The organism is Dyadobacter sandarakinus, from assembly GCF_016894445.1.
In the GTDB taxonomy this organism is placed as follows: Bacteria; Bacteroidota; Bacteroidia; order Cytophagales; family Spirosomataceae; genus Dyadobacter; species Dyadobacter sandarakinus.
The window spans coordinates 2,773,515-2,798,854 of sequence record NZ_CP056775.1 but is presented as its reverse complement, the minus strand read 5'-3'; the positions used below and the strand labels follow the sequence as shown (position 1 = coordinate 2,798,854).

The window sequence follows — 25,340 nt, the reverse complement described above, 5'->3', positions numbered from 1 at the left end:
ATTACGCTGTTTTCAGTTTGCCCAAACCTCCGTCAATCCCGATGATCTGCCCGGTTATCCAGCTGCTGTCATCCGACAACAAAAATGCGATGGCCTTGCTGATATCCTCAGGTTGTCCATATCTGGCCAGCGGATGCCTTTTTGCAGAGGCTTCACGCTTTTCGGGGGAGCTCAGCAGGTTTTGTGCCATGGGCGTATCGGTGAGGGAGGGAGCCACTACGTTAACCCGGGTTTTCTGGCCAGCCAGCTCTGCAGCCAGCGAAATAGCCAATCCCTGTACGCCACCTTTGGCTGCCGAGATACTCGCGTGGTAAGGCAACCCGGTATTCGCTGCAACCGAACTGATCAAAACGATCGAAGCGCCTGCTGCATTCTTTAATGGCTTTGCCGCGTGCTGAATAATTTGCGCAGCGCCCAGCACATTGAGGCGGTAGTCATTTAAAAAATCGTCGGGCGTCAGGCGGTTGAATGGTTTCAGGTTAATGCTGCCGACCGAATAGACCAAGCCATGCAGCTGATCCGGTAAAAACCCGCTGACCGCTCCAAGATCACCGGTCACATCGGCCTGTAAGTGTGTGATACCTTGGGGAAGTTCGGCTGGCTTTGATCTTGAAATCACATACACCGACGCATTATTTTCGTGTAAGAACTCAACCAGTGACAAGCCGATGCCGGAGCTTCCGCCTACAACCAGGATATTTTTTCCATTAAAATTCATTGACGCATTGATTTAAAATTAAGCAGTTTCCCGGATGCAGCACTCGGAGTTTGATAAGCAACAGAGGACATATTGTCTGGTATAGACCATGATTGTGAAAATGGTATAAGATCGTACCAAAACAAAAAATGTGATATGCCTATTTGAAAGATAGGCAGGCCGGCATCAAATCACGCATTCGCAACATGGACAGCAGCCGCAGCGTACAGGTAATGAAAACTAAAACGATCAAATGCTCTTTCCAAGACGTATACTCACCCTGGTTATTTTTCTTATTGCGGAATTGGAGTGCGCTTCCCAGCATGTAGTTGTCAGCAGGGTTGTTGATGTTTTCGGGCACCTGACCAACCATACTCCTTAAAATTCTTTAATGGAGCTTTTTAAAATATGTACTTTCATACTCATCACAGTAGTAGAGCCATAATCGTGATTGTTTCTTTGATGAAATGTTATTATTCGGCTTGACTTTAATTGCTCACCTTCAGTAAGTTTACTTTGATGCCACCTTTAGATATATGTAAAATGAATGACTACTCTGAAAAATCTCAGGAGGTAAAAAATGAGTTGAAAAAAGAACTGCGCCTGCGGTCAAGGTGGGAGACAATAGATTTCTGCCTGGCTCACACATTCCTCTGGATATCAATAATCGCAAGCTTTTCGTCGGCCATATTTGTTGCTCAGGATATATACATTTTTGGCAGTAAACTTTGGACAGCTGTTGTAAGTGGCACTCCCGGATTAGTAATTATTGTTGATAAAACTTTCGACTTTGCGAGACGTGCTTCTTGGGGTTCTATGTATAAGATAGAATTATTACAGCTTAAAGATGACTTTGAATTTGGGATAATTGAGCCGCAAAAAGCCGCAAAGAAATTTCGTTACTTAATGAAAAAACATACAATCTACTTTCAGAGAATCGGTTTTTTTTCTGGCCGGAAAGATAGTCCCGCAAAGGATGATAAGCTGGAAGTACATTGATTGGCTGAGCTTATTGTAATTAGAAAGAAAAGCACCGGAGTTACTAAGTTAAAAAAGTACCTTCATTCGTATTCATAAAACAGGTGTCAGTCTACGTAAATCCACCTGAATCAGCCGCTTTTTTCCGAAGCAGCCTTCTTTACTGACCATTCAAACAATTCAGAGAGTGCTTCATTTAAATCTTATCTGGCCGGTGTCAGACTATATTTAACCATCGGGGGCATTACCGGATAAACTTTGCGTTGAATGAGATCGGCTGCTTTAATCATGGCCGCTCGGGAGCGCTTGCTGATTGCTGGTCCTCATTTCAAATTCCCGGCTTTAATTATGTTAAAGAGCAGGGTACAGGCTTCCGGCTGATATCGAAGCAATGGATTTAAGATTCTATTACAAAACGCATTTACAAACAATTTTTCAGCCTGCGGACATTAATTTTCAGGCTAGGCCCCGGGTGCGGAAGTCGCTTGGGGACTGTCCAGTTTTGTTTTTAAATAAACGCGTGAATTGCGAAGGATAAGTAAATCCCAGCTCGTAGGCAATCTCGCTCACCGGCTTGGCACTACCCCAAAGCAGGTTTTTGGCCCGGTCTATAACATGGGCATGAATGTGGTCCAAAGTACCCTTGCCGGTAAAACGATGCAGCAGGTCGGTGAGGTAATTCGGGGACAAATTCAGCCGGCCTGCAAAATAGCCCACCCCGGGCAGGCTGGTTTCGATCAGGTGGTCCTGCCCGAAGTAATCATCCAGCAAGGCTTCGAACTGCTGGACAATATCCGCATTCACCTTTTCCCTGGTGTAAAACTGCCTGTCGTAAAAGCGTGCGCAGTAGTTGAGCAGCAGTTCCAGGTTGCTGCGGATCAATACAGCCGTATGTTTGTCGATGTGCTGCGCATATTCCTTGCTGATATTTCCCAGGCATGCTTCCAGTGTTCTACGCTCTTCTTCGGAAACATGTAAAGCCTCATTCGCCTGGTATTGAAAGAAAGAATAATCAGCCATTTTCCGGCCGAGGGGCGAAGGATGGACCAGATCGCTATGGAAAAACAAACCCCAGCCCGATCCGGCTGGGCCTGCCGGACCGGGTGTTATCACCTGCCCAGGCGCTGTAAACATCACGGAGCCTTCGGTAAAATCGTAGTTTGCCCTGCCATATTTCATGCTTCCGCCCGTCTCCTTGAAGTACATGGTGTACAGGTCCAGCCGGTAGCTGGCTTCCCTTTGTTCGCTTCCAATCCCGTAAGCCGCCAGATCAATTACCGTAATCAGCGGATGCCGGGGTGCCGGTGCGTCGTACAGTGCATTGAACTGGGCGATCGAGCGGATGTCAATGATCTGATTTTGCATGTCAGAAATGGTAGGAGGGTGATTTGGAATCGCCTCAGTTTACAAAATATTCGCGGATTGCAGTCACAAAAGCCTCGTCTGTCTGCTTGTACTTTTGGTCAATGTAAAACTGTGCATCGTCGCCAATTACGTACCGCAACTGCTGCTTACCGTCTGTGGCTGCAAGATAGATCGTTTGTGCAACCTGCTCTTCCGTGGCTTTTTGCAGGTGAGCGGTCGGCGTTGCTGATCGCGAAAAGAATGAGGACACGACAGGGGAGTAGTCGTCGATCTGGGTGGGAACGAACTGCATGGAATTACGGAAATTGGTGGCAATGCTGCCCGGCTCGACAATCTTGACGGTAATGCCCAGGGGATAAAGCTCATGGGAAAGTGACTCCGAAAATCCTTCCACCGCAAATTTGCTGGCGGCATAGGCGGTAGCAAATGGTAAAGCCACCTGGCCGCCGTAGGACGAGATATTGATAATCACCCCGGTTTTTTGCGCACGAAAAACGGGTAGCACTGCCCGTACCATCTCCATCAGTCCAAAAACATTGACATCGAATTGCTGTTGAAAATGCGGGCGGTCAATGGATTCGAATGCACCGAACAAGCCATAACCCGCGCTATTCACGAGCGCGTCAATCGTGCCGAAGCGGGCTATCCCTTCCGAAATAGTCCGGTCGATGCTTGCCTGGTCTGTAACATCCAGTCTGCTCACCCATACATTTTCCAATGCATTCAATTCCGTCTCGTTTTCAGGGTTACGCATGCTGGCTATCACATTCCACCCATTTTGCCGGAACAACCTGGCCGTCTGCCGGCCGATACCTGAGGATGCACCTGTTACTAACACTGTCTTTTTCATTGCTGATCTTGTTTTCTTGTTAGCACAAAGTTCCTGATCCGGGCGGCCTGAGACTTGACAAAATCCACGCAATGCTTGCCATTTTCCACGGGAACCTGTGCCGGACATGCATACCAGAAGAACTGACCAACAAAGGTTTAAGTCATTTAACCATCGTAACCGCAAACCGGCTGAAAACTTTTATCCTGAATTTTTTGTGTTAATCTGCTTCAAAACAAGGATCCGGGCATGGCATTATCTGAGAGTTAAAGCACAGGTAACGGGATTACGATCCTGCGTATCTGAATCACTTTTTACAAGCCTCACAGACCTACATGTCATCTTCTAAAACTTCTATATACAGTGCGCTCGGCGCTAATCTTCTGATTTCTGTTACAAAATTTGTGGCAGGAAGTTTCAGCAACAGTGCATCGATGATTTCCGAGGGCATCCATTCCCTGGTCGACACGGTCAATCAGTTGCTGTTGCTGCTGGGAATCAGCCGGAGCCACAAAGAGCCCGATGCTACGCACCCTTTCGGATATGGTAAAGAGCTGTATTTCTGGTCGTTTATCGTTTCGATCCTGATCTTTGGATTGGGTGGGGGATTGTCGGTTTACCAGGGTATCATTCATATCATCCGGCCGGAGGCGCTGGGAAATCCTAAGCTGAGTTATATTGTATTGGTACTGTCCATTTTATTCGAAGGTACGTCCCTGGTCATTGCTGCAAAGGAATTTAACCATGTGAAAGGCGATTTGGGCTGGTGGGAAGCGATTGTGAAAAGCAAAGATCCGTCTACATTTCTGGTCCTTTTCGAAGATTTAGCCGCCGTGATTGGTCTGGTGATTGTGGGTGTTTGCCTTTACCTGGGACATTTGCTCAACATGCCGGTATTGGATGGGGTTGCATCGCTGCTGGTTGGTATCCTGTTGATTATTGTATCCATCATCCTGGCCCGGGAAAGCAGAAGTCTGTTAATGGGTGAAGGTGTTGCCCGGGAAACGAAAGTGAAGATCAAAGCGCTGGTAGACGAGGTCAACGGTGTAGTCTCAGTCCCGGAAATTCTTTCCAATTATCTGTCCCCCAATGAAATCGTTATGATTGTCATGGTCGTTTTCCGTGACGATATGACAAGTGCAGAGATAAACGCTGCCATCCATGAAATAAGAAGTAAAATCAAGGAAAAGTCCGCCTTGGTGAAGTTTGTTTTCGTGCAACCGACGGATCATTTGTATTTAAACTCTTTCTTTCCCGGACGATCTTCGTCGAGGTCAGACCGTCCTGTTTGACCTGACTGAGCAGCTTGTTGTGCTCGTAACCAGGATACCTTCAACTGCTTAGCCTTCGCGTTCCAGTCTGTCGGGCCGCCGATCGCAGGCCCACGAAGCTGGACAGCCATTTCTCTGATGCTAACTGCAACGTCCAGCATTTGATTTTAAGGGCAAAAGAGATCCTTACGAACGCCACGGAAACAACCCGAAAGATTGTGATAGGGCAGTAACATGGATGGGCTACTTGATCGGTAGCCTGTAACATGGTAAATGCAGGGATTTCTGAAAATGTTTTCTTGCCAGGCAGTATCCGGCTCCCCCTTTCGTCTAATGGTGAACAGGCGCTCTATATGCCTAGCCATCACATTTACTTAGAAAATTTATGAAAAAGATTCTACCTCTCGTTTTTTTATTGGCATTGTTAACATCCCGCGCCTGGTCACAGACATGCAGCGTAGCAAAATTTCAAACGCAGGCGGAGATTGACAATTTTAGCACTAACTATCCGGGTTGCTCTGTGCTTACCGGCAATGTGAGCATCGTTTCAACGGACATTACAAACCTGGACGGGCTGCGCAACGTGACCCGGATTGCCGGAAGACTGAGTATTGATCATAACCCGAATCTGGTCAGCATAGCAGGTTTGTCCTCCCTGGAACAACTGGACGGCTCACTCAATATCGAAGACAATGATAACCTTCTTACCCTGACCGGCCTGGAAAAACTTGTGCGGCCGCTACGGGGTATCAGGGTTGTTTCCAATGAGAAGCTTACAAGTATCACTGCACTGAGTGGCGTCACCCGGATCTATAGCTCATTGTCCATCGGTGCAAATCCGGCATTGACCAGCCTGGAGGGACTTCACAATGTGAGCACGGTATTTAAAGCCGTTTCCATAGGGCAAAACGACATGATCAGGGATTTGAACGGCCTCAGGAGACTTAAAGAAGTTGATTATTATTTGTATGTCGGTAATAACAAGAACATCAAAAACCTGAAAGGATTAGCTCGGCTGCAATCAGTGCATTCATATCTTCAAATTACAGGCAACGGAGCATTAACCAGCATTTCGGAGCTGAGTCAATTGAAAAGCGCCAATTCTGTAACCATTACGAATAATCCTCTTCTGTCCGATTGTGCTGTCAGGATCGTCTGTGATCAGGTTGCATCAGGAAACACCAGCATTTCAGGAAATGCTGCGGGTTGTTCCAATAATGAGGAAGTGAGGTTGTCGGCAACCTGTACACCTCAAACACTGGTGCGCATCAATGCCGGCGGACCGGCTTTTACAACTGCGACCCAGAAACTGTTTGTCGCTGATCAGTATTATGCCGGTATCGACCGCACCAGCTCCATTGCCTCGGGCGATATTCTCAATACGACCAATGATGTGCTTTACCGCTCAGGACGCTGTTCGCCTTCTTTCAGCTACAACATTCCGGTTGTCAATGAGCTGGTGAATGTAACCCTGCACTTTGCTGAAACGTATTTTGGCGCGCCAGGAAAAAAAGGCGGCGCGGGTAGCAGACAGTTTAATGTTGATATCGAGGGAAGCCGCAAGCTGACGAATTACGACATTTTTGCCGAGGCTGGCGGAGCGCTGCGTGCAGTTCAGCTGACGATCCCGGTGAGGGTTACCGACGGCATACTAAACATCGATTTCCTCACGGGAGCGGCTGACCTTCCACGCGTTTCGGCCATTGAAGTTACTGCGAGTCCAACTTTGTCACCAGTGGCCGATGGTATGATAAATATGGGTAAGTATAGCAATACGAATTACGGTTCCGGGTCATATATAGACGTTCGTCGGTTTCTTAACCCAGGACCCACCTATATCGGTGATGCCTTAACCTATATAAAATTTCAGCTCCCTGCCGGAAAGGCTGAAATCACCTCGGCCAAACTGCGAATCTATGGTTATACTCCTGAAAGCAATGCAAGCGTTGCCATTCACGCCTATGGCGTCAATGATGATAGCTGGACAGAGGAGACCCTTACCGGAAACAATGCGCCTGCCGCCTCAACTTCGTCACTTGGATTCATGACCGTGAATGATGTTGGCCAATATCGTGAAATTGATGTGACCAGTTATGTTAATGCACAGCGGCAATCTGGCGACGTACTGGTAAGTTTTGTGTTAGACGATCCGAACAAAACGAGTGTCACGGCAACTGTGAACAGCAAGGAATCAGGCGCTCTGGGGCCTCAGCTCGTGTATCAGACTACTCCGATTGTACAGGCTCAAAATGGCATTGCGCGCATAGGCCAGGAAGAAGTTATTACGGAAGTTCAAGAAAAGCAGCACTCGACCATTTTTCCCAATCCTGTAAAAGATCAGTTTATAGTTTCCCTTTCACCGGAACATGCCGGGTCAATTTCTTTTGAAATGGTTAATGCAGCTGGTAAAAGCCGCACTATTTCAGCAGTCCAAAATGCCAGGCCTGGCGCAAATGCAGAAGTTAATATTGCCGGACAATCATTCCATCCAGGCATTTATTTGCTGAAAATAAAATCAGATGCATTTACGGAGGTAGTGAATGTGCTTGTGACGGATTAAATTCTGACAACAGACAAGGTTAAAAGCCACTCAGAGATGGGTGACTTTGCTATATAAGTTGTGCGCATTTCCCATCTTTTTAGATGGATCATAACTGGTTGATATTGAAGAAAAAACTTTTTTCTCTTCCTTCCAGTATGTATCGCGAGGCTTCGTCTAATAGGATTAAAACCAAACATCCTAAACGGACTTCAATGAAACATCTTTTACTCAGCATTACCCTTCTGTCACTAACAACAGTCGCAATCGCTCAGACTCCTGTTGTAAAGTGGGACAAAACTTTCGGGGTCGGCGGAGCAGTTAAGGCTGTTCCCTCCAAAGACGGTGGATACCTGTTGGCTGGCCAGTCAGGTTCTAATGCAGCATTTGACAAAACAGAAGACAGTCGCGGCGGAATAGACTACTGGATAATAAAGATCGATAAGAGCGGCAATAAACAATGGGATAAAACCTTTGGAGGCACAGCCGATGATGTTCTTACGGTAGCAGCTTCAACTTCTGATGGCGGTTACATTATAGCAGGCAACTCAAAATCCGGATCAGGCGGCGATAAGACCGAACCCGTTAAGCCAGGCAAACAAACCCCGCAGGATATTTGGATTGTCAAAATCGACGCATTGGGGAACAAACAATGGGATCGGACGATAGGAACAAACCAGCCTGATGGAATAATCGGTATCCACGAAGCAGTGGGCGGAGGTTACTTATTGGTTGGGCCGACATATGGGCCTCCGAGCGGTGACAAGACCGCATCTTCTGTTGGCGGGGATAATTTCGTTGAGGAGTGGATTGTAAAGCTTGCGCCAAATGGTTTGATCTTATGGGATAAAGTCGTCGGAACAGGTGGGTTATGCCGACCGGTTACTTCTCAGATTCTTGCAGATGGTGGATTGTTAATTGGCAATGTTACCACTTACGAAGGGTATAATGACTGGTTTAACATGATGCGGGTCGACGCTAATGGAAACAAGATGTGGTTTAAGCAGCTGGGTGGGCAGATAAGTTTGGCGGAATGTCTGGAAATAAAACAATCCTTAGACGGCGGATTTCTTCTCGGCGGATCCATCAGCGGCCCGGCAAATGGTGACCAATCTCAAAGTGCATCCGGGTTAGACTACTGGATAGTAAAAACAGATTCCTCACTCAACAAAATATGGGACCGGGTGTTAGGTAGCATTGACACGGGGGATGATTATAATCCAGTAGGATACGACCTGTTTTATAGTTTGATAGAGACGCCTGATAAGGGAGTAATAGCAGTTGGAATGTCTGACTTCGGCGATCGCGGGAAAGACAAAACAGAACCTGGCTACGGCAGTTCGGACATTTGGGCTATTCGACTGGATTCAAACGGAACAACCAAATGGGATAAGACTATTGGAGGCATCGAGGCTGATGTAGCTTACTCAATTATCCCGGCTTCTGATGGAGGTTATCTTCTTGCAGGATATTCCCGCTCACCAAAGAATATCTATAAATCAGAGGATCCCAAAGGAATCAATGATATGTGGGTTTTAAAACTGGTTGAAGAGCAGCCACCTCTCCCCGTAATCCTGAAAAGTTTCACAGCTGCCAAAGAGAACGAAAACGCAGCTCTTATTTGGCAAACTACATCCGAAACCAACAGTGACTACTTTGAAATACAGCATAGCCTGGATGGAAAAGCATGGACAAACCTAACCAAGGTTCATGCACAAGGGGAGAGTAAAAAGTTGAACGTTTACCACTATACACACACTACCCCTGTATTAGGATCCGATAACCTGTACCGGCTTAAAATGGTAGATGCAGACGGATCATTTGCTTACAGCAAAATCCGGCATGTGCAGTTTGGGGCGGAATTTACTGTATCCGTTTATCCCAATCCGGCAGTGGAGAACATCCACTTAAAGGCTCGGGACTGGTCGAAAGTAAATGGTGTACAAGTCCTTGATAACCAAGGAAAGTTACTTTACAGCTCAGGAGATAAACCTTCCGTGGATATTAATATCAAATCATTTACACCTGGCTTATACTTTGTCAAGGTAACCCTTGTGGATGGCATAGAAATAACCCGAAAGATCGCAATACGCCAATAAGATGGAAGGGCTACTTAATCGATAGCCCTTTTCACTTTGCTTTCTGTATACCTGATTGACAAGAGTCTGGATTGCGTTCTCCAATTTCGTCTCCTGGTTTTCTTTTTAGTAACAAGGTTACAATTCCAATGCAGGTTATTTTTAAATATTCAGAGCCATGAATAACAGCTATTTGTCAAGTGCCATCAAGCAATTTGAATATTATAAAATGCTGGGTGATAAAGCGATGGCACAGGTATCAGATGAGTCGCTTTTTTGGCAGTATAATCCTGAAAGCAATAGTATCGCAATGGTCGTCAATCACCTGGCTGGCAATATGCTTTCCCGCTTTACAGATTTCCTGACGACCGACGGCGAGAAAACCTGGCGCAACAGGGACCTGGAATTTGAGCCGTATTTAAGCAGCCGGGAACAAATGATTCAGCATTGGAACAACGGTTGGGATTGTTTGCTGTCGACCCTACGCAATCTTGATGAACGTGATCTGGAAAAGATCGTTTATATCCGAAATGAAGGTCATACCGTGATAGAAGCAATCAACCGGCAACTGGCACATTATCCTTATCACATTGGCCAGATTGTTTATGTTGCAAAAATGGTAAATGATGAGAACTGGAAAACGTTGTCTATCGCCAGAAAAGCGTCGGACGAATACAACGCCAGAAAATTTAACCAGGAAAAAGGCCGGCGTCATTTTACTGACAATCCCTGAAAAAAATGGGATTAACAAAGTATAATTAACACATTCAAAAACGTATTTGAAAAGTTTCGCCTGTTTAATCGACTTTTCAACCTGCTGGGCATCTGGGAAAGCGATTGCTTTTAAGCCTTATAAAACCCTCACATCAATCAGGTAGTGTGGCATACATAACCACACCTGATCCGGGCGTGTATTCGACGCGGCCCTTGGAAAAGTTGCAATCCTGATCTCCTGTGGCGATGTCGACCCTGAACTTCTTATTTGTATTCCAGATGGTGAGCTTCTTTGTTTTGATGTCAAGAGTAGCTTTATCTGCCCGCTGAACAGTCATTCCGCATGACTTGACGGAGACGTTGCCTGTATAGGTTACAATTTGCCCATCCGTGGATATTTGGTTCGCATTAATTATAGTGGTTTCATTTACGCCTTTCTTTCTAATGGAGCTTTTGTCAGCATGAAAGTTCTGGCCAAAGGCAAAATCCGATAGTGTAAGTGCGAGACAGATGGCCAGTATCCCGGTAAATCTCATCGTAGTATAAATCAATTAGATGGAAATTATTACCTGCGAAGATAGGGTACTAAATGAACGAGAAAATATTCGTAAAGCTCTTTTAACGTAATTTAACTTGTGCAGCCGCTATGTCTGTTTTTGGATTGAACAAATGTTTCACACTGTTTTGAAGGTTTATCCTTGTCATGTGAAAATTGGGCATCAAAAATATATTGTATCAGAAATAAAAAGGAGTGTGTGAAAGTTTGTAGATTTTGTCAACCAAGATGTTTGAATAAAATATATTGCTAGCCATCTGGATTACTTTTGCCGGACAGGCTGGTGTTAGTTCAACAGCATTTTAAAGCGTATATAAACGATGGATCAATTAAAGAAGCTGGAATCGCAAAAAGATTGGTGGCGGTTTATGATCATGGGAAGCGTGCTGTTTTCGATATTCGAAACGCTTTTTAGAAGAAATTTCGATACGGAAAGACTTCCATTCCAGTACTATTTAATGGCCGGTACTGCAGCTTTCGCAGTGGAGGTCTTGCTTTATTATTGTATCCGAAATTGGCCGGGGCGCTGGAAGACATCCGTGATATGGCTGTTTGTCTTTATATGGCTGGCTATTTGCCTGACATACAAGAGGTAGTAAGTTCACGTTGATAACTTTGGATGGATGTTATGACTAGCTTACAGTTAACGCCAATCTTAAATACACAGTGCTGGTTTGCCACCTTCTATCTCCAAAAAAATCAATTGCAATATTTCTACGTTAACGTTTAGGTGTAAACGTTAACCTGCTTTCAGAAAGTTAGTCCATCTTGCCAAAGATCATACGACTAACTGCCAGGTCTGAGCCATCCTATTTCACGGGCTTGGTTCTTCAATGTCAAACATCGGCCCAATGCAATTTCGATAATATTTAATTAGCATCAGGAAATGTTCCGAAGTGCATCATCTCAGGTGGTGGCATCCAAATTGATATATCGGTTGCCGTCAATATCGCGTAAGGTGAACTGACGCCGCCAACTGCCGGCACAGCATGCATGAAGCCTACCCAGCTGATTTGATAATGCCGGATCGCGTAGGAGCAGAGAATGCAGGGCTCGTGGGTCGTGTACTTGGCGCAGCCGACAATTTTATCTGTGGCAATAAACTTCAAAAAGCTCACAGTTTGATTCAACACCCTGAATCCAAGGCATTGAATCAAATTGTAAGTGCTAATTACCTGACTGAATATACCCTGAAGGCAATGAAGGGGATATTACACGACTTTGATATTCTTCCTTGGCCATTTCAGAAGATGCGAAGTTGAATTGCATCCCGGGATTTATCTGGCAACAACCACCTTCCTGAGCATACTGGTACCATCGCGTTTCACAATACGCACAATGTAGGTACCTGCAATAAGGTGGCTGGTTGTGATCCCTTCTGCTGATAGCCCGGAGGAGGATGCCACAGATCTGCCCGATGCATTCATGATACTTACGGATGCGATTTTATCGGCCGCTACGGCAGAGATGAACAACCTGTCTACTACCGGATTAGGGTAAATCGTCATTTCCTCGGTGGCCGATTGCTCTTCCTCGTTTTCTACACCGAAAGAAAATTCGCTTGTACGTGCCGCGGTAGAAGGTTGGCTGTGGAAAATGGATGCCGCTCCTGCTCCGGGAAGTGGATTTTGTTCGTTTGCGTCACGGCTGTCGTCAGGTGATCCGGCAATGGCGTAGGTATCACTGATACTGACCGAATAACCAAACCGGTCGCCAGGATGGCGGTTCAATGCAGTGATTTTCTGGACTTCTCCCCAGGCATTGGATCCGTTCTGGTCGCGGCGGAAAATGTAAGCCGAACCCGACATGGCGGCAGTTCCGTAACCAAGGGCATTTTCATCTTCCTGGTACGCACCCACAATCACCCAGTTTCCGCTGATCGAGACGGAGTACCCAAAATAATCATCCGCCGCACGGTCACTGGCCGTCAGTTTTTTTAATTGTCCCCAATTTTCAGTCCCGCCCTGGTCTTTTTTGAAAATGTATGCCGAGCCGGATGCGTGGTGCGAGTCGGCTTCAAGACTGTTCTCTGACTCCGCATAAGCCCCCACGATAGCCGTAGTTCCGCTGATTGCGACTGAAAAACCAAAGCGGTCCAGGGCAGTGTGGGCATTCGCGTAGATCTTTTTTACCAAAGTCCAGGCACTCCCGGCGCTTGTATTTTTTTTGAAAACATAGGCTGCGCCGGTCCACGGAATCATCGATCCGCCGCTATTGAATGAGTCGCCCGGCGCACCAACAATCACGTAATTTCCGCTGATCGAGACCGACTGGCCGAAGTTGCTGTCAGCCAGTCTTATAGGTGCCGCCAGTTCAGTCACCTGTCCCCAGCTATTAACGCTCCCCTGATCTTTGGCAAAAATGTATGCAGAGCCATATTGATGTACCCCCTCGGTACCATCGGTGAGGGGCGCGCCGACGATGGCCACATTTTCGCCCATAGATACCGATTTGCCGAACAGGTCATTTGCATGACGGTTCAATGCTGCCAATTTTTTTACCTGCCCCCAATTTCCTGCACCGCCCTGGTCCATGTAAAAAATGTAGGCAGCCCCCGCATTTTCCAGATAACCCTCTTCGATTCCGTTCAGATTGCCCTGGGGCGCGCCGACAATCGCGTATTTTCCATTGATAGAGACTGACTGCCCAAAGTTGTCATTAGCCCAGCGTGTCACCGCCGTAATCTTTTTAACCTGTGACCATTTGCTACCATTGTTGTACAAAATATAAGCAGCCCCGGCATCCAGTATGGCATTTCCACCTTGCTGGTCATGGTCTTCAAAAGGAGCACCTACGATTGCATATTTGCCGCTGATGGACACCGAGTAGCCAAAATGATCGTCCGGCGTTGAGCCTTCCATGACCATTTTCTTTAAAAATCCCCAATTATCCGCCCCACCATTGCCTGCCTTGTAGGCATAAGCCGATCCTGCACTGAAAAGCTGGTTTGCCTCTTCCTCGTCATCGTCTTCATTGGGTGCACCTACGATCACATTATCGCCATAAACAGCAACCGCACTGCCAAATTGATCGTCTTGCTGACGGAAAGACGCGGTGATTTTTCTCACCTGGCCCCAGTTGTCGGCGCTGCCCTGGTTCCGCTTGAAAATATAAGCCGAGCCGGATTTATACACGGTGTTTTCCTCATTGCTGTTCTGGGATTCAAACGGAGCACCCACGGTTGCATAGTCGCCCTGAATGGAAACAGATTGCCCGAAATTGTCGGTATTGGCAGGAAAGGGAGCAGTCAGTTTTTTGACGACGCCCCAGAAGCCGGCACCTCCTTTGTATTTGTTATAGATGTATGCAGCCCCGGCATCCTTTTGGGCACCTACGATTACGTTATCTCCGTCAATCGCCACGCTTTCCCCGAATTTTCCGTTTTCCAACAAGGTCGTGGCTGTCAGCTTTCTTGCCTGGCCCCAGTTGTCGGTACCGCCCTGCATTCTGTTGAAAATATAGGCCGAACCGGCATCCCATACGGTGCTTCCGGCTGAATTGATCACGTCGTCGAGGTAGGCCCCCACCACAATGTTATCCCCGCTCACCGCCACTGAAACCCCGAAGAGGTCGGTGACAGCACGGTCGATGGAAGCAATTTTTCTGGCCAGTCCCCAATTGTTCAGACCGCCCAGGTCGCGCCTGAAAATATAGGCCGATCCTGCCTGACTTTTTGTATTGGCTTCTGCCGCATCCTGGGCGTCGAGGGGCGCGCCAACCACCAGAAATTCTCCGCTGATGGATACAGAGTACCCAAATGAATCGGAAGCATCCGGTACCGATGCGGTCAGTCTTTTAACCTCGCCCCAGTTACTTTCTCCTCCCTGGTCTTTCTGAAAAATGTATACTGCGCCGGCATTGATCAGGGTAGGAAGTCCTATGCTGATCCGGGATTCACCATAGGCACCCACTACGATGTAGCTCCCGCTGATCGACACCGAAGAACCAAAATTGTTTTCAGCCGCTCTAAACGACGGAACAAGTTTCCTGACCTGTTTCCAGCTGCCGTTTTCAAAATGCAGTACGTATGCTGCTCCTGCGTTGTTCAGGGTGCTTTTGCCGGATGCATTTTCATCTTCTTTTGGCGCGCCGATCACCGCATAGTTGCCGTAAACGGCTACCGCATAGCCATAAGCGTCGTCTGCGGAGCGGGTGCCTGAGGGTTTACTGTTTCTGTCGCCCGCATTGGCCTTGATAATCTGGTCCCAGTTCTGGGCAAAAGCACCCAGGTGGATTGCAGAAAACAGGACCCATGCGAACAATGCTTTTTTTGATGATTGTAAAAGAGTTTTCATGACGTTGCTTGTTACCGTTTCAGGTTTAAGTGATGGGAAATTTTGTGAACATGCAAACGTAACAAGGCGGAGAGGTGGCACCTATTTCAGCGGGTATACAAAAGGATTACTGACCCCAAAATGCAGGTGTACAAAAGGTGTACAAGGTAGTAAAGTGATTGATGTTCAAGCATATATGGAAAAATGGATGTGTGCGCAGAGCCTATGCCGAATACGGCATTTTAAGAAAAGAGAGAAGTGTTTTTTGCAGTAGTTAAATCAAATGGTCATCAGGTAATCCAGCAGATTACTTTCTTCGCTGAGTTTGAGTTTTTTCCGGAGCCTGTGCCGGGCGGTTTTGACGCTGTCGGGAGAAATATTGAGCAAGCCTGCGGATTCTTTCAGGTTCAGGTTGAGCCTTACCAATGCACAGAGCCGAAGTTCGCCGGCGCTCAGTTCGGGCGTGGCTTTTTTTAGTTTTGTAAAAAAATCCGGATGGACGCTCTCGAAATACGTCTTGAACTCATCCCAGTCCTTATCAAGATTGAAGCTGTAATCAATCAGGTTGATCAGCTTGTTGAATAAAGGCGTGTTTGCGTCTTTGGGGCCTGATTTAAGCGCCTGTAAAATCGTTTCCCGGATATCTTCAAGAATGCTGTTTTTCTGGATCAGGTTGAGCGTGTGGGTGGTGAGTGCCTTGTTGCGGAATGCAAGTTCGTCGCGGAGCAGCTGCTCTTTTTCCAGGCTGTTACGGATTTCGGTATCTGCAAGTGCTTTCTGGGCAATATGCAGCTCCCGGTTTTTAGCCGCCCTGATCCGCTGCTGGTTGAATGCCAGCGCCACCATCGCAAGTACCGCCGCTAGTGCCACCAGCATCGTATTGCGTGCCGCATCGCCCAGGTCTTTTTCCTTTTGCAATAATTTCAGCTCGGCTTCTTTGCGCTCATTTTCGTAATGTACGCGCATGTTGGTCATTTTCGCCGTGTTTTCTTCATTGTAGATAGAGTCTTTCAGCGCAATTGCTTTTTCCTGAAAATGAAATGCATTCGCAAAATTTCCCTTCTGTCCATACACAACCGCGAGCCCTTCATAGGCCAGCTGCAATGCCGGTCGGATCCCGTTTGCTTCTGCAAGTTCTTTTGCTTTCTGATAGCTTTCCAAAGCCTTGTCGCTTTTGCCGGTTTTGGCATAAATATGCCCTAATCCGTTATAAGAACTTACCAGCGCAGGCTTACGCTGAAAATCTTTATTGATCGCCAGAGCTGCATTATATTCCGCAGCAGCCAGGTCATATTTAGCGGTTTGATAATAAATTTCGCCCAGGTTATTATGACAAATAATCTGACCGTTAAAATCTTTAAACGTTTCGAATATTTGCAAAGCTTTTTGCGCGTTGGTCAGGGCAGCCTGGAAGTTTTTTTGCCGGATGTATATCGATGCAATATTTACGTAAGATCCGGCCGTTGATTTTTTATCTCCCAACTTGATCCAGATTGCCTGCGCGCGCTTGTAAAATACAAGTGCTTCATCGTAATTTTTCTGATTTTTATGAACATTTCCAATGCTGTTGAAGATATTTGAGCTCCGTTTCTGATCATTCATTCCCTCGAAAATAGCCAGCGCCTGCAAATAATTGTCCAATGCCTGACTGTAATTTCCCTGCTCTCCATAAATAAGGCCCGCACTGGAAATTGCTTTGGCAATACCGACCTGATCTTGGTTCCGTTTGTAAATTTTTCCGCTTTCAGCATAATGCGCCAGGGCCTCGGGATACTTATTTTTCTGCCAGTAGTACACGCCCAACGCATATTCTCCTTCCGCCAGCCCTTTTTGATAGCTGATCTTTTTTGACATGGATAGGATCTTCTCAGCATTTGCCAGTGTGTTTTCGGGTAACGTGCTCCATGATTCCATGGCAATTTCAAACAGCAAATTGATCCTTATTGTGTCAGCATGCGCGCTGGCTAAAAGATTTTTAAGGCTGTCCATTTTGGAAGTCTGCGAGATGGCAGGAAATGCGATAAATAAAGAGAGATAGAGCGCAACTTTCATCGGAACGTTTTTGGCTGGATTTTGAAGGTTTGGGAACGTAAATCTTGCCGGCCTCTACATGTTCCGCTCAGCCGGCCTAATAAAAGCGGATTACGGTTCAAACGTACTGTATGGATCACCAGCCATGTTCTAAATAGTCAAGAAGATCAGGCATCAATCACGTCTTCCCAATATGGTGTTTGGGCGTTTATTCTCAACATAAATAAAGAAATTTCGATACGTGGTCAGCGTCCCTTCATTTACATTATCTATTACATTCAATATCCGGATATGTTAATTATGGTTAAAAGATTTTGGATTAAATACCATTAAGTAAGTTTCATTTTTTAATAGCATTTATGCACCACAAAGGAGCTAATTTGTTATACGTTTTTTCTAAACCTTTTCGAAAATGAAAACAAACCGATTTGGAATTAAATCCGGAATGGGGAATGGTAAAGTATGTGTTTCAGGCATGGACATCATTTGTAACTGTTTGGCACTGCAACTATTCTTATTAATCCAGGCTGTCCCTATTGTTACGCTGGCCTTTTCAATGCCTCTGGACACAGTACGGCAAAATGACAGCCCGAACGCTGCGGCTAAGGTTATTGATGCTCCCGCGAAAGTTAAAGAGCAACCAGGTGCTGACCGTGTCAATCCTCCAAAAGCTAACAAAAAAGAACCTTGTGTCAAGAGTGTTGTTAGATACGGCAATAGCGAGAAGAAGGAAGAAGATCGAAACTTTGCGGGTATCGGCGACCTGATAGAGGTAAAAGTTGAACATTTAAAGGAGCTTACAAACAGGTCAAAATGTCTTGATAATGATGAAAATCCGATTGAATCGAACAAGTGCAGTCCCAAAAAGATAATGCTTTATCTCGACGGGCGCCAGGTGGAAGGTATTAACCCCGAATCCGGGGCTCCCAGCCCCTCAGAGCAGATCCTGCGATTCAGGTTGGAAAGGGCAGTGGGAGTAAATGATAAAATCTGGGCTGACCTGCTTGGCGCGCCGCCGATAGGGCTTCTTTTCTTTAACAAGCCGACCAAAGTGAGTGTTGGTCTGGAAGGCGAATTTCCTATACCCATTGAGCCCACGTGCAATAAATTTAACCTCATCCGAATTAGAAAAGCCTGGTTCTGGGTGGGCACAGTCCTTATGGGTTTTCTTCTTTTCTATACATTCAGGCTGGCCAGAAAAAGTGATATCCTGCGTGACTCCGGTCCGATTGTGACGGATGCAGTAGGTAACGAAGTTCCCAAACCGTATAGTCTGGCCCGTTGCCAGATGGCATTCTGGTTTTTCTGGGTGATTTGCTCCTTCATATATCTTTGGTTGATTACCGGCGCATACGATATTATTACGTCTGAGGCGTTGATTTTGATAGGGATCGGCTCCGCCACTGCATTGGGAGCAACCAGCATCGACTCCGGCAAATCGGAGGAAGTCGCCTCCAAACAAAAAAGCCTGGAAATGGAAAAATTAAAGTTGACGGAAGAAATAACCGCACTTGACACTAACTTAAACACTGTTCCGCCTCCTCCTAATATTCAGGTTTTAACGCAACAAAGGATCGCCGGGCAAGTTCGTCTTTCGTTGGTGGATAATCAGCTGGCAGATTTGAATGTCGTTTCAAGGCCAAGATCATCGGCAGGCTGGCTCAGCGATATTCTCAGGGACAACACCGGCGTAAGTTTTCACCGGTTCCAGATACTTGTATGGACGATGGTATTAGGGATACTTTTTGTCTTTTCGGTCTGGAAGAGATTGTCTATGCCTGAATTTGGTGCAACACTTCTGGCATTACAGGGGTTAAGTGCGGCTACCTACATTGGTTTTAAGATTCCGGAAAAGCGCGCGTAACATGCGCTTTTCTGCGTGTTCATTTTTGATTTAATTAAAAAACTGATCGAAATGGCAACTTTCCTTACCCAACATTTTACATTGGAAGAGATGCTCGAAAGCCAGACAGCGGCGAGGTTTCGTTTTGACGAACAATTTGCACCTCCGGTAACAGTCATTGAAAACCTGGTGGCATTGTGTGAAAATGTTTTGGTGCCGCTGAGGGAATCCACCAATGCGACAGTCCTGATTTCCAGCGGTTACAGGTGTCCCCGTGTCAATGCAAAAGTGGGCGGGGCGCTTAAAAGTCAACATTTAATTGGGCAGGCAGCAGACATTTTTTCCACAAAATTCGAGGTGGAAGAATTGTTTCGTTTTATCCGGAACGGCAGCCTGCCTTTTGACCAGGTAATACAGGAATTTGGCCGGTGGGTTCACGTTTCTTTTGGCCCCGAAAATCGCAGGCAGCCTTTACGTGCTATTAAATTAGGAAACGGACGAACGAAGTACCTGCCTGGCTGATAGCATCGCATTTGTCCTGGTTGAATAGAAAAAGCTAAGCATTTGTTCATTGCTCTTTGCTTAGCTTTTTCACAATCTGATAAAGAAAATGAAATAAGGGAGAGCCTCAGAACCTGGGCTCCCGCCTGGCGTTTATTAATTCATCTGAAAGCATGTATTTAACTTTGCATATATCCGACAAAGTTCTTTTGTAAGCGCTTTCCGCAATCACAACATCGATATGTGCCTTCGCACAAAGATCAATAATGGATCTGGATGCAGGAGTATAAATTAATTTTTTGTTCCATTTTCTGCGTTCGTCGCGCATCTCACCATAGAACGAATCTGCATTCACCCGGCGATGGAGGTAAGTTTTATTAAATTTAAGATTGTGGTTTTTACTCGCCTTGTCAATCATCCATAATAATGCATTGTCGGAGAGTCCACTATCAGCATATCCGCCTCCCACATTACAATGCACACCAGCGAACCAAACCTGGCTGAGAATTTGATCGGAGGGAGCATCGGGACTTTTTTCCCATAATGTCGGCAGGAATGCTTTTCGGTTTTCATCAATGGAAAGCGCATGATAGGCCGCTTTCACCTTACTTCCGAGTTGTACGTTTAAAAAGCAGTACTTTCCCAGTCGCATTTGCTCCATACGTTTATTGAGCCAGTTTAATATTTGAATCTTGGGAGTGGCAGAGGAATGCCCAAGCTACCTACTGTATCCCATACGCCAATCATTTCAATTTCTGGATAATGAGCGTCTGTCTGCTCCCGGTATGTGTCAACGATTTCATGTCTTTTATCTTCAGATGCTGATTTGTACTGCACGTATTGCTTTGTTATCGATTTGAGCTCCTGCGGAACATCCTTCGTACGGGTCTGTGAGACTTTACCTGCTGATGCTGGCGTGCTTGCCTTTGCTAATTGCGCTGCGTTCAACGACTTGTCAATCCCGAACCGCTCAATTAGTCCACCCAGGCTGCGTACCGTGTAAGCTCCGCGACTAAATCCGAAAAGGTAAATTTTATCACCGGGATTGTAGTGCTGGGCGATAAAGCCATAGCCATCGAAAATATTTTTGATGAGGCCCTTTCCAAATAAACCACCAAAATATCTGTCCAAGAAATTACCGGTTCCAACACCCTGGTCGTAAAATATTTTTTGATCAGCCTGATCCGCCAGGGCAAGCGCTCTTGCAAATTTAACAACATTGGTGGGGACCAGGCTTCCGCGGTCCAGCTGTTCAGGATCATTCCAGGTACCGTCGGAGCATACTATTATCTTTTTTGGAGTTGTATTGTTTGTTTCCATTGCTGTCATCCAATTTTAGGTTTAGCGTTACAAAATCTCAATTAGCAGGTTTCTTATTCGTTCCCGAAATCGCCGAAAGCAAATTGATCAGTGCCGGAATTGCGGTAGCGAGCGCACCAAGCGTCGTCAAAAGCTTTATGCTGGCTTCCCGTTGTGAAGAAATGATGAAAACAAGGATGGCAACAGACACCAGCATGAGCGGAATGCGGGTTTTATTCCAATTCGTATTATCATTTACCTTTTCCATAATTGCCGCCAGTTCACTGCGGCTCAGTCCGTTAAGAATAAAATTGCGGAAACTTTGGTCAAATACTTTAAAACGGCCGCTCCGCTCTGCGATAAGCCCCTTCCTGAGCAGCATCCTGAATGCATCCTGATCATAGGTGTTCACCAATCCATCCTCGGCAAGGTCGAAGAGTACAAACTTTTCCTCATCAGGCAGTGACTGCCAAATGGCGGAATATTGGTGGTAATGTGCGACATAACCATCAAAAACCTGGTTATCTGAAAGCGTTTTGCTCCCCGCGGACCCACTTATGGTAATCGGATTAATTTCAATATTGAATAAACGTAACAGGCTATGCCAGCGCTCTTCGTATTTATAAATATCATCTTTCAGCTTGTCGGTATTTTCTTGTGGCTGGACTTTACTGTCGGCAAGCATGTGCGTGGGGTGAATCGCAGAGCAAATCAAAATCTTTCTGTTCCCGGCCGACAATTTTTCAAGAAGATTCAATTTTCTATTATTGGTCTCGACCGACTTAAAATCGTAATCGAAATGATCCAAAATGATGGGCCTTTGCGTGTCGCTGATTGCACTTTTTGTTTTCCTCCACCATTTGCTTCCAGGCAAGTCCTTTATTGGAGGAATTTCTGCAACGTTGAATATAAGGGCCGAAGATGGGAGCATTGCATTGGAAGAATATCCCCCACGAAAGCAGATCAGAAATATCTTGTCAGGGCCGTTTGCAAGCCAGGTTACAGGATCGAATTGGGGTGACCTGTTTTCCCCGATCATATCGAGTGAGAAAATCTTCCTGACTAATCCGAATAAGACGAAGCAAAAAGCCACCAATGCCAGCAAGAAGATCAGCCAGGGAATCAGTCCGCCGAATTGACGAATATCGGGCAGGTGAAAATCGAGTGCAGCCGACTTAATAACAAGATCGATTCCATTGGACAAATTGTAATAGGTAACGCTGGCTCCTTGTTCCCCGGGGTTTTGCCGAAGCAGGTTGTTAAAATAAAAGGAGAAGTCAAAAGAAAAGGAATTATAAATAGGAAGGCGGTCGGGGATTTTATCGCTGGAATATAAGTGAAAGCTTCGCATGAGATTGATCGCCGCCTCATCCGCATCGTTTACCCGGTCTTTGGCAGCACCAACACATACACTATCAATCCAATAGTGATCTTTATAAAAGCTGTTTTTAATATCACTTATTCGTGCGTTATTTAATGTATCGCCACTTACGCGAAGCATACGTGCGGTTTCTCCGACATTGGATTCAGCCATTTCCAGCTGCATAAAGCGTGCAATCATATGCTGGTCATAGTTGTAGGCGGCATTAAAAAATAGCACGATCGGCAATCCCATACTCACCAGTAGCCACGAAGCCAGCATTCCCGTATAGGCTTTTTTAAAACAGAAAAACTTACGAAATGAGGCGCTTTGAGGAAGATTTTGAACTTCAAAGTATAGGATGGAGCCGAAATAAAGCGCAATCAATTGAAAATCGATAAGTTTAGCGAAAGATTGATTGGGCAATATGTAAGCCGATAGCTCAATTGGAATAATGAAAGCGGCAGCCACGCAAGCAGATCTAAATTTTACGGTAGCCAGGGGCCTCGTTGCGGCACTTCTTGAATATCTTTTGAAGTATAGCATACTCAGAAATGCAGGCAAGATGGCAAGAGCCGACAAGAGCATAAAAATCCTAGTAAGTATCGTTTCGTTCATAAAAAATACTTGGAGGATGACGAACATTCCCAGGTTGAATAGCATCGCAATAAAGTATTCTTTCCGAATGTTAGATTTAGGCCCAAGCCAGCCGGTTTCAAATGAGCGACCCTTGGTTTTGAGCAGTCGGGTAGACGACAGGAAGATAGCAAGTACCTGGATAATGATGAGCCCAAACAGAATGAACTGCATAGAAAACGTAAATGTGTATACGTTGACGTCGCGAAATTCCTCAAACATCAGGTCTTCCATAATTACAATGTAGAATGGGATACCACCGCCGACGGGCTGCATCTGTACCTCGTACTCACGGCCGTAGTACATTGTATTAAAAGGATGGTGCTGACTGATGCCCGATTTGATGCTCGATTGCAAATTCCTCTGCTCCGAAAACTCGTCGAACAAATTCTCATTCAATGGCTTCGTTGAATCCGAATGGTACAGAACGCGCCCATTGTAATCGATCATAGCGAATGCATAGCCGGGAGGGATTTTAGTCTTTTTCAGGCTTTGTTCGTTAAAAAGAAAAACTGCTGCAACGGCTTTATCTGACAAGGCTGGTTTTGCTATGACCGTCAAAAATTTTCCGGATACCCAGGATACAATCTGGTCTATGTATAGCTGTGAATTACTAAGTCCGTCAATCGCGTAGGTGCGCCGATCTCTCGTATTTTTAAAATAAGGTCTCTCTTTAAAATTGCCGGGGATGAAACTACTGTCACTCTCGGAAGTCCAGGTTTTTATCTCCTCCCCATCACTATCCATCCAGAAAACCCGGTCAAATAATGTTTTTCCCATTACTAAATTCAGGTTTTCTTTCTGTGCTGATAAATCTTTGGCAAGCTTTCCTACATCATAAAAGTTCGGCTTGAATTGCGGGTACCGCGCACTCCACCTATCCAGCAATGCAAGTTTAAGGTAATTCTCCTTTATCTCTTTTTTGAATGCTCCGGATATCGTTTCCGCTAAATTTTGCTTTGCATGCCGCTTATCCTCCGAGGATACTGTACTGTATTTTACAAAACAGAAAAAAATCAAAGAAACCAGCAGAGAAGTTATGATGGTGACGGAAATAACATCGCTGATAGTGAGCCGGTCTCCCTCAGCTAATTGATATAATTTAATGATTGGAAACGTTACGAGAATGCAGGTGAATAAAGTGATCAGAAGTAAAATCAGCCGGGGAGGAAGCCTTGTTTTTGCTTCTGAGAAATGGTCGGCGGTCAGCAGTCCGACGAGTAAGATCTTTGTATCTGCATTCAGATCGATTGGAAGGACAAAAAGCTTGTAAAGTTTGCCAGCATATTCTCGATCCGTAATCAGTGCGCCTTGAAGCTTACCGCAGGTCCGAAACAGCGAGTCTTGTCCGGGATCAAGGCCTGACGCAAAGTCTTCGTACAGAACAGCATCTTCGCCAATAACGAAGTATTGATCAAATACTTGCTTGGAAAGCAACGGCTTAATGAATTTATCGAAATCGTAAGTAAGCCTTAATTCATAAAAGCCGCTTTTTACCGCCAAGGTATCAGCTAGCGTTATTTTCTTTGGATTGGTAGATGGATCCAGAAACTCACTGACAAAGACCTTGTTGCTGTCTCCTGGTAAAAGATTTGAAATGGGTAAATTGTCGGTTAGCAATTTTTTTAGGAATCCATTGAGATCCTTTATTGAAGAAGATTTCTTAAATGCTCGGGTATGGCTAGTGGTAGCATCTTTTACTTTCTTCGAATGAAGGTAGGTTTTTAACTGCTTGTGGCCGGTACCAATCTTTTCCTGAATATTGTGGCCTGTATGCGTTAGCGCCCGAAATTTCCATTCTTTAATATCCTTTTCATTGCCGGGGATGTACACAAAATAGTATCCTGATCCAAGAAAAATGACAATCACCAGCGTTATGATTATTGGAATCCGCTCAGCAGAAATATTAAGGAATTTCATAACAGAGATATCCAGATATGAGGGTTGTCGATATCGTATTCTTCCTGAGAAATAGCTGTGGATATTTGCGTAGGACTTACGCTATAAGGAAATTAAGTATAAATAATAATTTAAAATCTATTTCTATAATTTATTGATTTACCGGCTGTTGCAACTATCGGCGACATGTCAGAGCATCTGAGTTTGATTTACAGGATTGACGCAACCGCTGTAAAAAGTGGCAAGATCGGTATACTTCATTACTTGATGAATGAATTGCTGGAAATCATCCACAAGCATATTATCGCATTAGATGATACAGGGCTGAGAAGCCCGATTGGCTTACTATGTGAGGCTGAATGCAGGAAAAACAGAATTCAACAAAGGCTATTCAATGGGGCGGCCCCCCTAAATTCAATGCCGCCCGTTTCCTGCTGACATACTGTTGTCACCACGCGTCATTTTATTTG

At 45.6% G+C, this 25,340-nt stretch carries 18 protein-coding genes; 8 read left to right on the top strand and 10 right to left on the bottom strand.

The genetic code is table 11. From position 1 onward, the window contains the following. Nucleotide 1 precedes the first annotated feature (1 nt). On the bottom strand, nucleotides 2-718 hold the full coding sequence (locus HWI92_RS11150) for an SDR family NAD(P)-dependent oxidoreductase (protein WP_204663715.1): 717 nt from the start codon (nucleotides 716-718) through the stop codon (nucleotides 2-4). A gap of 522 nt (nucleotides 719-1,240) precedes the next feature. On the opposite strand from HWI92_RS11150, the gene HWI92_RS11145 reads away from it, so the two are divergent. Next, complete coding sequence (locus HWI92_RS11145) at nucleotides 1,241-1,696, top strand: hypothetical protein (protein WP_204663713.1); 456 nt, start codon at nucleotides 1,241-1,243, stop codon at nucleotides 1,694-1,696. Nucleotides 1,697-1,878: 182 nt separating this feature from the next. On the opposite strand, the gene HWI92_RS25600 is transcribed toward HWI92_RS11145, so the two are convergent. From HWI92_RS25600 to HWI92_RS11130, 3 genes are all read right to left on the bottom strand, one after another. After that, the gene (locus tag HWI92_RS25600) at nucleotides 1,879-1,965 is read right to left on the bottom strand and encodes a winged helix-turn-helix transcriptional regulator (protein ID WP_204664482.1); all 87 of its coding nucleotides are present in this window, start codon (nucleotides 1,963-1,965) and stop codon (nucleotides 1,879-1,881) included. A gap of 166 nt (nucleotides 1,966-2,131) precedes the next feature. Continuing rightward, nucleotides 2,132-3,040, bottom strand: coding sequence for a helix-turn-helix domain-containing protein (locus tag HWI92_RS11135; protein ID WP_204663711.1), 909 nt, complete (start codon nucleotides 3,038-3,040; stop codon nucleotides 2,132-2,134). Nucleotides 3,041-3,074: 34 nt separating this feature from the next. After that, a complete protein-coding gene (locus HWI92_RS11130) occupies nucleotides 3,075-3,890 on the bottom strand; it encodes an SDR family oxidoreductase (RefSeq protein ID WP_204663709.1) in 816 nt (271 codons plus the stop codon). A 314-nt stretch (nucleotides 3,891-4,204) separates the two neighbouring features. Between HWI92_RS11130 and HWI92_RS11125 the strand changes: the two genes are divergently transcribed. From HWI92_RS11125 to HWI92_RS11110, 4 genes are all read left to right on the top strand, one after another. Beyond that, entirely contained in the window at nucleotides 4,205-5,161 is a 957-nt protein-coding gene (locus tag HWI92_RS11125; protein ID WP_204663707.1) for a cation diffusion facilitator family transporter, read from the top strand. Between the two features lie 364 nt (nucleotides 5,162-5,525). Beyond that, on the top strand, nucleotides 5,526-7,700 hold the full coding sequence (locus tag HWI92_RS11120) for a CBM96 family carbohydrate-binding protein (protein WP_204663705.1): 2,175 nt from the start codon (nucleotides 5,526-5,528) through the stop codon (nucleotides 7,698-7,700). A gap of 104 nt (nucleotides 7,701-7,804) precedes the next feature. Beyond that, nucleotides 7,805-9,778, top strand: a complete 1,974-nt coding sequence (locus tag HWI92_RS11115; protein ID WP_204663703.1) for a T9SS type A sorting domain-containing protein — start codon at nucleotides 7,805-7,807, stop codon at nucleotides 9,776-9,778. A 157-nt stretch (nucleotides 9,779-9,935) separates the two neighbouring features. Then, a complete protein-coding gene (locus HWI92_RS11110) occupies nucleotides 9,936-10,490 on the top strand; it encodes a DUF1572 family protein (protein WP_204663701.1) in 555 nt (184 codons plus the stop codon). Between the two features lie 133 nt (nucleotides 10,491-10,623). On the opposite strand, the gene HWI92_RS11105 is transcribed toward HWI92_RS11110, so the two are convergent. Then, nucleotides 10,624-10,809 carry a hypothetical protein gene (locus HWI92_RS11105; protein ID WP_204663699.1) on the bottom strand — a complete coding sequence of 62 codons (186 nt, stop codon included), beginning with the start codon at nucleotides 10,807-10,809 and terminating at the stop codon, nucleotides 10,624-10,626. Nucleotides 10,810-12,016: 1,207 nt separating this feature from the next. Here HWI92_RS11105 and HWI92_RS11100 point away from each other — a divergent pair. Next, nucleotides 12,017-12,289 (top strand): hypothetical protein, encoded by a 273-nt coding sequence (locus tag HWI92_RS11100; RefSeq protein ID WP_204663697.1) that lies wholly within the window; start codon nucleotides 12,017-12,019, stop codon nucleotides 12,287-12,289. Nucleotides 12,290-12,304: 15 nt separating this feature from the next. Here HWI92_RS11100 and HWI92_RS11095 read toward each other — a convergent pair whose 3' ends face one another. Together HWI92_RS11095 and HWI92_RS11090 are read right to left on the bottom strand one after the other, a co-directional pair. Next, the gene (locus HWI92_RS11095; protein WP_204663695.1) at nucleotides 12,305-15,322 is read right to left on the bottom strand and encodes a T9SS type A sorting domain-containing protein; all 3,018 of its coding nucleotides are present in this window, start codon (nucleotides 15,320-15,322) and stop codon (nucleotides 12,305-12,307) included. A gap of 258 nt (nucleotides 15,323-15,580) precedes the next feature. Then, nucleotides 15,581-17,353, bottom strand: a complete 1,773-nt coding sequence (locus tag HWI92_RS11090) for a tetratricopeptide repeat protein (protein ID WP_204663693.1) — start codon at nucleotides 17,351-17,353, stop codon at nucleotides 15,581-15,583. A gap of 391 nt (nucleotides 17,354-17,744) precedes the next feature. On the opposite strand from HWI92_RS11090, the gene HWI92_RS11085 reads away from it, so the two are divergent. Both HWI92_RS11085 and HWI92_RS11080 read left to right on the top strand, forming a co-directional pair. Beyond that, nucleotides 17,745-19,196, top strand: coding sequence for a hypothetical protein (locus HWI92_RS11085; RefSeq protein ID WP_204663691.1), 1,452 nt, complete (start codon nucleotides 17,745-17,747; stop codon nucleotides 19,194-19,196). 51 nt (nucleotides 19,197-19,247) lie between these two features. Then, the gene (locus HWI92_RS11080) at nucleotides 19,248-19,697 is read left to right on the top strand and encodes a D-Ala-D-Ala carboxypeptidase family metallohydrolase (protein ID WP_204663689.1); all 450 of its coding nucleotides are present in this window, start codon (nucleotides 19,248-19,250) and stop codon (nucleotides 19,695-19,697) included. A 106-nt stretch (nucleotides 19,698-19,803) separates the two neighbouring features. On the opposite strand, the gene HWI92_RS25450 is transcribed toward HWI92_RS11080, so the two are convergent. From HWI92_RS25450 to HWI92_RS11065, 3 genes are read right to left on the bottom strand one after another with little or no spacing between them, the layout of a single operon-like run. Beyond that, the gene (locus HWI92_RS25450; RefSeq protein WP_204663687.1) at nucleotides 19,804-20,337 is read right to left on the bottom strand and encodes a phospholipase effector Tle1 domain-containing protein; all 534 of its coding nucleotides are present in this window, start codon (nucleotides 20,335-20,337) and stop codon (nucleotides 19,804-19,806) included. 17 nt (nucleotides 20,338-20,354) lie between these two features. Next, a complete protein-coding gene (locus tag HWI92_RS25445) occupies nucleotides 20,355-21,005 on the bottom strand; it encodes a phospholipase effector Tle1 domain-containing protein (RefSeq protein ID WP_262897698.1) in 651 nt (216 codons plus the stop codon). A gap of 28 nt (nucleotides 21,006-21,033) precedes the next feature. Continuing rightward, entirely contained in the window at nucleotides 21,034-24,891 is a 3,858-nt protein-coding gene (locus tag HWI92_RS11065) for a cache domain-containing protein (protein ID WP_204663685.1), read from the bottom strand. Nucleotides 24,892-25,340 lie beyond the last annotated feature (449 nt).

What these genes read in the sequence shown, in the direction of transcription:
- HWI92_RS11150 (WP_204663715.1), bottom strand. Translation starts at nt 718, where the DNA reads ATGAATTTTAATGGAAAAAATATCCTGGTTGTAGGCGGAAGCTCCGGC.
- HWI92_RS11145 (WP_204663713.1), top strand. Translation starts at nt 1,241, where the DNA reads ATGAATGACTACTCTGAAAAATCTCAGGAGGTAAAAAATGAGTTGAAA.
- HWI92_RS25600 (WP_204664482.1), bottom strand. Translation starts at nt 1,965, where the DNA reads ATGATTAAAGCAGCCGATCTCATTCAACGCAAAGTTTATCCGGTAATG.
- HWI92_RS11135 (WP_204663711.1), bottom strand. Translation starts at nt 3,040, where the DNA reads ATGCAAAATCAGATCATTGACATCCGCTCGATCGCCCAGTTCAATGCA.
- HWI92_RS11130 (WP_204663709.1), bottom strand. Translation starts at nt 3,890, where the DNA reads ATGAAAAAGACAGTGTTAGTAACAGGTGCATCCTCAGGTATCGGCCGG.
- HWI92_RS11125 (WP_204663707.1), top strand. Translation starts at nt 4,205, where the DNA reads ATGTCATCTTCTAAAACTTCTATATACAGTGCGCTCGGCGCTAATCTT.
- HWI92_RS11120 (WP_204663705.1), top strand. Translation starts at nt 5,526, where the DNA reads ATGAAAAAGATTCTACCTCTCGTTTTTTTATTGGCATTGTTAACATCC.
- HWI92_RS11110 (WP_204663701.1), top strand. Translation starts at nt 9,936, where the DNA reads ATGAATAACAGCTATTTGTCAAGTGCCATCAAGCAATTTGAATATTAT.
- HWI92_RS11105 (WP_204663699.1), bottom strand. Translation starts at nt 10,809, where the DNA reads ATGACTGTTCAGCGGGCAGATAAAGCTACTCTTGACATCAAAACAAAG.
- HWI92_RS11100 (WP_204663697.1), top strand. Translation starts at nt 12,017, where the DNA reads ATGCATGAAGCCTACCCAGCTGATTTGATAATGCCGGATCGCGTAGGA.
- HWI92_RS11095 (WP_204663695.1), bottom strand. Translation starts at nt 15,322, where the DNA reads ATGAAAACTCTTTTACAATCATCAAAAAAAGCATTGTTCGCATGGGTC.
- HWI92_RS11090 (WP_204663693.1), bottom strand. Translation starts at nt 17,353, where the DNA reads ATGAAAGTTGCGCTCTATCTCTCTTTATTTATCGCATTTCCTGCCATC.
- HWI92_RS11085 (WP_204663691.1), top strand. Translation starts at nt 17,745, where the DNA reads ATGAAAACAAACCGATTTGGAATTAAATCCGGAATGGGGAATGGTAAA.
- HWI92_RS11080 (WP_204663689.1), top strand. Translation starts at nt 19,248, where the DNA reads ATGGCAACTTTCCTTACCCAACATTTTACATTGGAAGAGATGCTCGAA.
- HWI92_RS25450 (WP_204663687.1), bottom strand. Translation starts at nt 20,337, where the DNA reads ATGGAGCAAATGCGACTGGGAAAGTACTGCTTTTTAAACGTACAACTC.
- HWI92_RS25445 (WP_262897698.1), bottom strand. Translation starts at nt 21,005, where the DNA reads ATGACAGCAATGGAAACAAACAATACAACTCCAAAAAAGATAATAGTA.
- HWI92_RS11065 (WP_204663685.1), bottom strand. Translation starts at nt 24,891, where the DNA reads ATGAAATTCCTTAATATTTCTGCTGAGCGGATTCCAATAATCATAACG.